Origin of the sequence: Streptomyces sp. NPDC019224 (assembly GCF_040632605.1) — a bacterium.
In the GTDB taxonomy this organism is placed as follows: domain Bacteria; phylum Actinomycetota; class Actinomycetes; order Streptomycetales; family Streptomycetaceae; genus Streptomyces.
The window spans coordinates 16862-26946 of the sequence record NZ_JBEYCF010000012.1 but is presented as its reverse complement, the minus strand read 5'-3'; the positions used below and the strand labels follow the sequence as shown (position 1 = coordinate 26946).

Sequence of the window (10085 nt, the reverse complement as noted above, 5' to 3'; positions counted from 1 at the left end):
GCTGCCCGGAGGCCGCACGCATGCCACAGACGACGCACGAAAAGCCCGCCGCGGAGCTTCCTGATCCGCGCGCGAGGGCGGGCCGGGGGATCGTCCCCGTGCTCGCCTTCGCGGGTATCACCGTCGCCGTGATGCAGACCCTGCTCGTCCCCGTCATCAAGGATCTGCCCACCCTTCTGCACACCTCCCCCTCCGACGCGACCTGGGTGATGACCGCCACCCTGCTCGCCGGAGCCGTCGCCACCCCGATCATGGGGCGGCTCGGAGACCTGTACGGCAAGCGCGGGATGCTGCTGGCCAGCCTCGCCGTCATGGTCGTCGGCTCCCTGGTATGCGCCTTCACCGACGACCTCGTGGTCATGATCGCGGGACGCGCCCTCCAGGGTTTCGCGATGGGGGCGATCCCGCTGGGCATCGGCATCATGCGGGACGAGCTGCCGCGCGAGAAGCTCGGTTCGGCGATGGCGCTGATGAGTTCGTCGATCGGGGTGGGCGGCGGACTCGCACTGCCGGCCGCCGCGCTCGTCGCCCAGCACACCGACTGGCACGCCCTCTTCCTCGGCTCGGCCGGGCTGGGCGTGCTGGCCATGGCGCTGACCGTGCTCGCGGTGCCCGAGACCACGCTGCGCGCCCCCGGCCGGTTCGACCTCGTCGGCGCGCTCGGCCTCTCGCTCGGTCTGGTGCTCCTGCTGCTGCCGATCACGAAGGGCTCCGACTGGGGCTGGACCTCGCCCACCACGCTCGGCCTGATCGCCGCCTCCCTCGTGGTGCTGGTGCTGTGGGGGCTGTTCGAGCTGCGCAGCGACGCCCCGCTGGTCGATCTGCGGACCTCGGCCCGCCGCGAGGTGCTGCTGACCAACCTGACCTCGATCATGGTCGGCGTCGCCTTCTACGCCGTCTCCCTCGTCCTGCCCCAGCTGCTCCAGCTGCCGGCCTCCACCGGGTACGGCCTCGGCCGGTCGATGGTGGTCGCCGGGCTCTGCGTGGCCCCGCTCGGCCTGACGATGATGTTCGTCGCCCCGCTGTACGCCCGGATCTCCGCCCGCAAGGGCCCGAAGGTCTCGCTGATGATCGGCATGCTGGTCATCGCGATCGGTTACGGGGCCGGGCTCGGCCTGATGAGTGCCGCCTGGCAGACCGTGGTGATCGCGGTCCTCCTCGGCGCCGGCATCGGGCTCGCCTACTCCTCCCTGCCCGCCCTGATCATCGGCGCCGTCGACGCCTCCGAGACCGGCGCCGCCAACGGGCTCAACACCCTGATGCGCTCCATCGGCACCTCGGTGTCGAGCGCGGTGATCGGCATGGTCCTGGCCCACACCTCGACCCGGATGGGCCCGGTCGCGGTGCCCACCATGAAGGGCTTCCGCATCTCGTTCCTCATCGCGACGGGCGCCGTGGTCGCCGGTCTCGTCCTGGCCTCGTTCCTGCCGTCCCGGCGCACGGCCACCGCGCCGGTACTGCTGGCGAGCAGCGCGGGCGACGAGGCGGCCCGGCGCGCCGCCGCCGAGGACGTCGAACCGCTCCCCCTGCCGGGCCGGGACGGCTTCCGCGGCCGGGTGCTGGACGCGGCCGGGGCGCCGGTCGCCGGGGCCAATGTGACCCTGATCGACCGGCAGGGCCGGCAGGCGGGGCTCACCACCACGGACGCGTGGGGCCGCTGGGCGCTCGCCGCCCCGGGGGCCGGCACCTTCGTGCTGGCGGCGTCGGCCGCGGGGCACGCGCCGCGCGCCTGCCCGGCGACCGGCGGGCCCCGGGTCACCGACCTCGTGCTGGGGAGTGTCAGCGCGCCGGAGCGTCGAACCGCGGTTCCGTCGTGAGCAGGTAGGACACGTCCGTCCCCGCCGCCAGCTCCCGGGGCTCCGCGCCCCGGGCGAACAGCCGCGCGGGGCGGGCGCCCTCGACCCGGGCCGCCTCGCCCTCGACCCGCAGCCAGGACCCCTCGCGCAGGCCGAGGACCGGGACGTCGTTCTCCTCCAGGAATTCGGTGAGCCGCTCCTCGCGGGTCTCGCCCTTGTGGGTGCTGGCCGGGTCCGGGTCCAGGTAGTGCGGGTTGATCTGGAACGGCACGAGGCCCAGCGTGCCGAAGGACGGCGGCTGCACGATGGGCATGTCGTTGGTGGTCCGCAGGGTGGGTGCCGCCATGTTGGTCCCGGCGCTGGCCCCCATGTACGGCAGGCCGGCGCGCACGGCCTCCGCCACGGCCTCCCGCAGCCCGGTCCGGTAGAGCGCGCTCAGCAGCCGGAAGGAGTTGCCGCCGCCGATGAACACGGCGTCGGCGGCGGCCAGCGCGGCGACCGGGTCGGCGTGCTCGTGGACGCCGTGCACGGCGATCCCGGCCGGTTCCAGGGCGCCGCGGACGCGCGCGGTGTACGTGTCGTGGTCGGCGAGCGCGTAGGGCACGAAGGCGAGCCGGGCACCGGCGGGCAGGAACGCGGTGACGGTGTCCAGGGCGTGTTCCAGGTAGCCGCGGCCGTACTGGGTGGAGTTGGAGAGCAGGAGCAGGTTCACGGGTACTTCCTCCAGGGGTTTCTCGGTCAGGCCGTGGGGGCGCGGCGGGTCCGGGGCTTCGGGCGCTGCGGCGGGTGGGTGAGGCGCTTCTCCAGGAGCCCGGCGGCGTGCCGCAGCGCTTCGAGGCGGTTCTCCGGTGCCCCCGCGAACCGCTCCTCCGCGCCGCCGAGGCTGAGGCTCCCGTACGGTTCGCGCCCCAGGAAGACGGGTACGGCGAGGGTCGCGATGCCGGTGTCGTACTCGCCGACCGTCCAGGCGTAGCCCTGGGCGCGGACCTTCAGGAACTCCTGCTCCAGCGCGTCCGGGTCGGTGACGGTCCGGTCGGTGAAGCGGGCCATCGGGCGGCCCCGGAAGAGCCGGTGGCGCTGCTCGTCGGGCAGGTGGGCGTAGAACGACTTACTGGTCGCTCCGGCGTGCGCCGGGTAGAGCTCGCCGACCAGCGGGTAGTAGCGCAGCGGTCCGGCCTCGCCCTCCTCGGCGGCCACGCACCGCATGTGGAAGCTGTCGGGCAGGCAGAACAGCACGGTGTCGCCGGTGACGCGGCGCAGCTCCTCCAGGACCGGCCCCGCCAGCAGTTCCAGGGAGCCCGAGCGTTCCCAGAGGCGGCCCAGGCGCAGCACGGCGGGGCCGATGCGGTAGCGGCGGGTGGCGGGGTCGGAGACCAGGAAGCCGCGCCCCGCGAGGGTGGCGAGCAGCCGCTGGGCCACCGACGTGTCCCAGCCGAACTCCGCCGCGACCTCGGTCACGCCCCAGTCGGGCCGGGTCCGCTCGAACGCGAGCAGCACGAGGAGTGCCCGGTCCACGGTCTGCAGGGCTCCGGCGGGGGTGCGCCGGTCCATTTCGAACTCCGCCATAGCCATCTCACCATTCAGACGCGAATTGCAGATAACGGGAAACCGTTGCGCTCAACGCTATCCGATCCCGACTCTGCTCTCAGCACCCCCGTTCGGCGCCCGGACTCCCTGCCGGGCTCCGGGCGGGTGCGACGGATGCGCGAGAAAGGCCCCCCATGTTGAAGTACGTACTGGACCTCGTCGAGCTGCTCGACGACCCCCAGGTCAATGGCAAGACGGTCGTCGAGTACCTGGACGCCGTGGCGGGGGCCGAGGGCTCGTCCGCACAGGTGACCACGGTCGCCGGCGAGCGGGGCTCGACGGACTTCGTGTCGGTCCGCATCCCCGGCTCCCGGGGGCGTACCGCCGGGGGCGACGCCCGCACCCTGGGCGTCGTCGGCCGGCTCGGCGGCATCGGCGCCCGGCCCGAGGTGACCGGCCTGGTCTCCGACGCCGACGGGGCGGTCTCGGCGCTGGCCGCCGCCGCCAAGCTGCTCGACATGCGCCGCCGGGGCGACGTGCTGCCCGGCGATGTGATCATCGCCACGCACATCTGCCCGAACGCGCCGACCGAGCCGCACGACCCGGTGCCGTTCATGGGCTCGCCGGTGGACATCGCCACGATGAACCGGCACGAGGTGACTGACGAGATGGAGGCCGTGCTCTCCATCGACACCACCAAGGGCAACCGCATCATCAACCACAAGGGGCTCGCCCTGTCGCCCACCGTCAAGGAGGGCTGGGTGCTCCGCGTCAGCGAGCAGCTGGGCGAGCTGCTGGCGGTGGTGACCGGTGAGCCGTTGGTCACATACCCCGTGACCACCCAGGACATCACCCCGTACGGTAACGGGGCACACCACATCAATTCGATCCTCCAGCCCTCCACCGCGACGGCCGCCCCCGTGATCGGCCTGGCCATCACCTCGGCCGCGGCGGTGCCGGGCTGTGGGACGGGCGCGAGTCACGAGAGCGACATCGCGTCCGCCGCCCGCTACGCCGTCGAGGTCGCCAAGGCCTACGGCGACGACCGGCTGGACTTCCACGACGCGGTGGAGTTCGACAACCTCGTCAGCCGCTACGGCTCGCTGACTCATCTGCAGACCTTCGGCCGTACCCCCCAGGAGTCCTGATGACAGCCGCCCCGCAGTCCGGTGCCGTGGCCCAAGAGCCCAAGAGCATCGGCAGCGACGACTACTCGCTCTCCCGCGTCCCGCGGGACAAGCGGTTCGGCTTCTGGTCGATGCTCCTCCAGTGGCTGGCCCAGTCCGGCTCGATCTCGCAGTTCACGCTCGGCGCCACCATCGGCGTCGGGATGACCTTCGGCGACGCGTTCCTGGCGTTCACGCTGGGCGCGGTGATCCTGGAGGTGGTGATCTTCGCGATCGGCCTGGCCGGGATGCGCGAGGGTCTGGCCACCCCGATGCTGACCCGCTGGGTGGGCTTCGGCCGCAACGGCTCGGCGCTGGTCAGCTTCGTGATCGCGGTCAGCCTGGTCGGCTGGTTCGGCGTCCAGAACAAGATCTTCGGCGACAGCGTCTCTGAGCTGGTCGGCGGCCCGTCCTGGATGTGGTGCGTGCTCGCGGGCATCGCCATCACCGTCCTGGTGCTCTTCGGCTTCAAGTACATGGCGAACTTCGCGAAGGTCGTCACGCCGCTGTTCTTCGCCATGGTCGCCTTCTCCGTGATCCGGACCCTGAACGACCACTCCTTCAGCGACCTGGTCAACTCGCCGCCGCCGGGCGAAACGATTCCGCTGGCCGTCGCCGCCACCGCCATCGCGGGCGGCTACATGACGGGGGCGATCGTCTCCCCGGAGATGACCCGCTACAACCGCAAGGGCTCGCACGTCTTCCTGCAGAGCGCCTCGTCGATGATCCTCTCCGAGTACATCGTCGGCCTGACCGGTGTGCTCCTCGGCCACCTGGTCAAGAGCAACGAGGTCTCGCACATCGTGCTCTCCACCTCCGGCGCCTTCGGTGTGCTCGTCGTCCTGATGTCCACGGCGAAGATCAACGACTGGAACCTGTACGGCTCCTCGCTCGGCGTCGTCAACTTCTTCCAGGTCGTGTTCGGCAAGCGCGTCCACCGCGGCGCGGTCGCCATCGTCCTCGGCATCGCGGGCACCCTCCTGTCCGCCGTCGGGATCATGAACCACTTCACCGAGTTCCTCACGATCCTCGGCGTCGCCATCCCGCCCATCGGCGGCATCATCGTGGCCGAGTACTGGGTTGTGAAGCGGATGCGCAAGCCGCTGGACGAGACCCGGGAGGCCCAGACCCTGCCGACGCACTCCCCGACCTGGGTGCCGATGTCGATCGTGATCTGGATCGCGGCGTTCTGCGTCGGCAAGTTCTACGACGGCGGCATCCCCGCCCTGAACTCGCTGGCCACCGCCTTCGTCCTGTACAGCGTCCTGGGCCTGCTGGGCTGGATCAAGCCCTACGGCACCTCCGTCCTCTCCGACGAGCAGGAGGGCACGGCCCCGGCCGCCCGCACCGCCACCCCTGTGGGAGCAGCATGAGCACCGCACCCGGAACCGCACTGGTCCCGGCCTCCGACGAGGCCCAGGACGAGGTCGTCGAACTCTGCGCCGAGCTGATCAGGTTCGACACCTCCAACCCCACCAGCGACGAGCGCGCGAGCGCCGAGTGGGTGGTGGGCCGCCTCGCCGAGGTGGGCATCGCCTCGGAGCTGGTCGAGTCGGCGCCCGGCCGCGCCAGCGTCATCGCCCGGATCGCCGGCCGCGACCCGGAGCGCGGCGCCCTGCTGGTCCACGGCCACCTGGACGTGGTCCCGGCGGACGCCTCCGAGTGGCAGGTGCCGCCCTTCTCCGGCGAGATCCGCGACGGCTACCTCTGGGGCCGGGGCGCGATCGACATGAAGGACACCGTCGCGGTGATGCTGGCCACCGCCCGGCACTTCGCCCGCACCGGTACGAAGCCCTCGCGCGACCTGGTCCTCGCCTTCCTCGCCGACGAGGAGGCGGGCGGCAAGTTCGGCGCGCACTGGCTCGTCGAGCACCGCCCGGAGCTGTTCGCCGGGGTCACCGAGGCGATCGGCGAGGGCGGCGGGTTCTCCTTCGCCATCGACGACACCCGCCGGCTGTACCCCATCGAGAACGCCCAGCGCGGCATGGCCTGGATGGAGCTGACCGCCACCGGCCGGGCCGGCCACGGCTCCTCCCCCAACGACGAGAACGCGGTCACCGACCTAGCCGAGTCGCTGACCCGGATCGGCCGCGAGACCTTCCCGATCCGGCTGATCGAGCCGGTCCGCGCGCTGCTCGAAGAGGCCGCCCGGCTCTACGGCGTCGAGTTCGACGAGGACGACATCGAGGGCAGCCTCGCGAAGCTGGGCCCGGTCGCCGACTTCATGCAGGTGGTGCTCCGCAACTCGGCGAACCCGACGATGTTCGACGCCGGCTACCAGACCAACGTGATCCCGGGGAAGGCGACCGCCCGCGTCGACGGCCGCTTCCTGCCCGGCCACGAGCAGGAGCTGATCGACACCATCGACCGGCTGCTGCTGCCCTCGGTCAGCCGGGAGTGGGTCAACCACGACATCGCGATGGAGACCACGTTCGACGGCCCGCTCGTCGACGCCATGTGCGAGGCGGTCCGCGCCGAGGACCCGGACGGCCACCCGGTGCCGTACTGCAACCCCGGCGGCACGGACGCCAAGGCCTTCACCCACCTGGGCATCCGCTGCTTCGGCTTCAAGGGCCTCAAGCTCCCGCACGACCTGGACTACGGCCGCCTCTTCCACGGCGTGGACGAGCGGGTCCCGCTGGAGGGCCTGCGGTTCGGGGTCCGCGTCATGACCCGCCTCTGGCAGAGCTGCTGACCTCCCGCAGACACGCCGTACGCCCCCGCCGGTACCTTCGGCGGGGGCGTACGGCACGATGGCGCCGTACCCGTCCCACCAGGAGGAACACCGTGGCCGCCGAGCCCAAGCCGGAGATTCTCGCCGCGTTCCAGGCCGCCAAGGGCTTCATGCCGGTGGTCGAGGGGCTCTCCCTGTACGGGGCCGCCGCCGAGGCCGCGGCACTCGGCCTGCCGCTGCTGGAGGTCGGCACCTACTGCGGGCGCTCCACGATCCTGATCGCCGACGCGGCCCGGGCCGCCGGTGTGACCGCGCTCACGGTCGACCACCACCGGGGCAGCGAGGAGCAGCAGCCCGGCTGGGAGTACCACGATCCGGCCGTGGTGGACCCGGAGATCGGCCGGATGGACACCCTGCCCACCTTCCGCAGGACGCTGCACGCGGCAGGCCTGGAGGACCACGTGGTGGCGCTCGTGGGGCGTTCGCCGCAGGTGGCGGCCGTGTGGGGCAGCCCGCTCGGCCTCGTCTTCATCGACGGCGGCCACACCGACGAGCACGCCAACGGCGACTACGAGGGCTGGGCCCCGCACGTCGCGGAGGGCGGGCTGCTGGTGATCCACGACGTCTTCCCGGACCCGGCGCACGGCGGCCAGGCCCCGTACCGGGTGTATCTGCGGGCGCTGGAGTCGGGGGCCTTCACGGAGATCTCCGTCACGGACTCGCTGCGGGTGCTGCGCCGCACCGGGCCGGGCATCTGAGGGCGGGGAGCCGCCCGGGGCGCCCCGGCCGGTCCGCGGACACCCCGGACACCGCCGGGCCCTGCCGATAGCATCGCCCGGTGCGTCACGACGAGAGCCTTCCCCCCACCCCGCGCCGCCCGCTCCGGCTCGCCTCCGCCGCTGCCCTGATGTGCCTGGGCCTGGCCGGCTGCGGCGCGGAGGGCGGCACCGCGGCCGCCCCACCGCCGGCCGCACCGGCACCGACCGCGCCGTCACCGGCGCCCACGAAGGCCGCCTCCTCCGCGTCCCCGTCGAAGTCCCCGTCGAAGCCCCCCTCGAAGCCCTCGAAGGCCCCCACCGGGCCGCTGGCCGGCAAGACGGTGGTCATCGACCCGGGGCACAACCCGGCCAACCACCTGCACACCGCCGAGATCAGCCGGCAGGTCGACATCGGCACCGGGCACAAGGAGTGCGACACCACCGGGACCGCCACCAACGGGGGTTACGCCGAGGCGGAGTTCACCCTCGACGTGGCGCACCGGCTGCGGGCGCTGCTGCGGGCCCAGGGCGCGACGGTGATCCTGACGTACGACGGCGACCGGGCGTTCGGGCCCTGCGTGGACGAGCGGGCGCGGATCGGCAACAAGGCGCACGCGGACGCGGTGGTCTCGGTCCACGCGGACGGATCGGCCGTCGGCAACCGGGGCTTCCATGTGATCCTCCCCGCCGCCGTGCGCGGCGGGGGCGCGGACACCTCGGAGATCGTCGCCCCCTCACGCGACCTCGGCATCCGTATCGCCGGTCTGTTCGTACGCAGTACCGGAAGTTCCCCTTCCAATTACGTGGGCGGCAAAACAGGTTTGGACGTCCGCAAGGATCTCGGCGGACTTAATTTGTCGACCGTGCCCAAAGTCTTCATCGAATGCGGCAATATGCGTGATCCCAAGGACGCCGCCCTGCTCACCAGCCCGGGCTGGCGCCAGAAGGCCGCCCAGGGCATCGCGGACGGCATCAGCAGCTACCTCAAGGGGTAGGCAAGGGGTGATTCTGCGATGAATTCGGGAGGATGTCCGCGCACCAACCGGGCAGGAACACAACCCGCCCGGGCAGACGATAGATTCATCCGTACGATGGGGAGCCGTTCCCGAGCTTCAAGCCGTGCCCGCCGTGTGTCCGGCGGCGACGACGACCGCCCCGACGAGACGACCGACTAAGGACCTTCACGTGAATATCCGCTCCCTCACTCGAGGCGATGGCGTGGTGATCGGAGCAGCGGTCGTGCTGTTCATCGCCTCGTTCCTCGACTACTTCGACTACGGAAGCACCAGCGTCGACGCCCCCAACTCCTGGGATTCCCTGGGCAATGGCATCGGTGTCTACATGGTCGGAGTGCTCGGCGCAGCGCTGATCGTGCTCTCCCGTTCGCAGCCCCAGCCGCGCAAGGTCGTGGGCCTCGACCTCGCCCAGTTCGGCATCGCCGCCACGGTGTTCACCGCGTGGAACATGTTCTGGACGATCATCGACCTCGGTCAGATCGACGCGGGCGCCGGCCTGATCCTCGGCTTCATCGCCTCTCTGGCACTGGCCGCCGGCGCGGTCGCCTCGCCGCTGGTCCCGGCCCTCAAGGCGCCGCTCGCGGGCGCACCGAACCCGCAGGCCGTGCAGCCGCCGTACGGTGGCCGGCCCGGCCAGGGCTACGGCTACCCGGGCGGTCCGCAGCCGGCGTTCGGCGGTCAGCAGCCGGGCCAGCCGCAGCCGTACGGCGCGCAGCAGCCGGGTCAGCCCGAGCCGCAGCAGGCCCAGGCCCCGCAGGCGTCGGCGGCCGGTGGCGGGCAGTCCGGTGACTTCACGCCGTTCTGGTTCGCGGTGCCGGTGGCCCGCCAGCTGTACAACGAGGACGGTTCGCAGGCCCCGATCGCCGAACTGGCGCCGGGCACCTGGTACCTCGCGGTCGAGCAGCGCGGTTCGACGCTGATCGCCCAGACGCAGGACGGCCGTCGCGGCGTCCTCCAGGACACCACGGGCATCCAGCACGGCTGACGCCCGCGCCCTGTCCGTACGACGGCCCTCCACCCCTTCCGGGTGGAGGGCCGTCGGCGTACCCGCCAGGCTCAACCGGCCCCGCGGCACAGGGACTTGCCCTGCCGGGCCCCTCGGCACCTCCGGGCGGGGCGGGACGGTCGCGGCCGCCCGCGCGGCCCGG

The 10085-nt window shown here is 72.1% G+C and carries 9 protein-coding genes; 7 read left to right on the top strand and 2 right to left on the bottom strand.

Translation table 11 applies throughout. The features are described from left to right. Positions 1–20 precede the first annotated feature (20 nt). A complete protein-coding gene (locus ABZ564_RS10360) occupies positions 21–1817 on the top strand; it encodes an MFS transporter (protein WP_360852699.1) in 1797 nt (598 codons plus the stop codon). Here ABZ564_RS10360 and pepE read toward each other — a convergent pair. Then, on the bottom strand, positions 1780–2508 hold the full coding sequence (pepE, locus tag ABZ564_RS10355) for a dipeptidase PepE (protein WP_360852696.1): 729 nt from the start codon (positions 2506–2508) through the stop codon (positions 1780–1782). The genes ABZ564_RS10360 and pepE overlap by 38 nt on opposite strands. Before the next feature lie 26 nt (positions 2509–2534). Beyond that, complete coding sequence (locus ABZ564_RS10350) at positions 2535–3368, bottom strand: IclR family transcriptional regulator (RefSeq protein WP_360852693.1); 834 nt, start codon at positions 3366–3368, stop codon at positions 2535–2537. A gap of 149 nt (positions 3369–3517) precedes the next feature. Between ABZ564_RS10350 and ABZ564_RS10345 the strand changes: the two genes are divergently transcribed. The 6 genes from ABZ564_RS10345 (at position 3518) to ABZ564_RS10320 (ending at position 9922) form a co-directional block, all read left to right on the top strand. After that, positions 3518–4471: a DUF1177 domain-containing protein gene (locus ABZ564_RS10345; RefSeq protein ID WP_360852690.1), complete on the top strand. Its 954-nt coding sequence runs from the start codon at positions 3518–3520 to the stop codon at positions 4469–4471. After that, a complete protein-coding gene (locus tag ABZ564_RS10340) occupies positions 4471–5862 on the top strand; it encodes a cytosine permease (RefSeq protein ID WP_360852687.1) in 1392 nt (463 codons plus the stop codon). The genes ABZ564_RS10345 and ABZ564_RS10340 overlap by 1 nt, the downstream gene beginning before the upstream one ends. Further along, positions 5859–7184 carry a M20/M25/M40 family metallo-hydrolase gene (locus ABZ564_RS10335; protein WP_360852684.1) on the top strand — a complete coding sequence of 442 codons (1326 nt, stop codon included), beginning with the start codon at positions 5859–5861 and terminating at the stop codon, positions 7182–7184. Before ABZ564_RS10340 ends, ABZ564_RS10335 begins: the two co-directional genes overlap by 4 nt. Positions 7185–7276: 92 nt before the next feature. Next, positions 7277–7921, top strand: coding sequence for a class I SAM-dependent methyltransferase (locus tag ABZ564_RS10330; protein WP_360852680.1), 645 nt, complete (start codon positions 7277–7279; stop codon positions 7919–7921). Between the two features lie 80 nt (positions 7922–8001). Beyond that, positions 8002–8916, top strand: a complete 915-nt coding sequence (locus ABZ564_RS10325; RefSeq protein ID WP_360852678.1) for an N-acetylmuramoyl-L-alanine amidase — start codon at positions 8002–8004, stop codon at positions 8914–8916. A 223-nt stretch (positions 8917–9139) separates the two neighbouring features. Next, complete coding sequence (locus ABZ564_RS10320) at positions 9140–9922, top strand: hypothetical protein (protein WP_360852675.1); 783 nt, start codon at positions 9140–9142, stop codon at positions 9920–9922. The last annotated feature ends 163 nt before the right edge of the window (positions 9923–10085 follow it).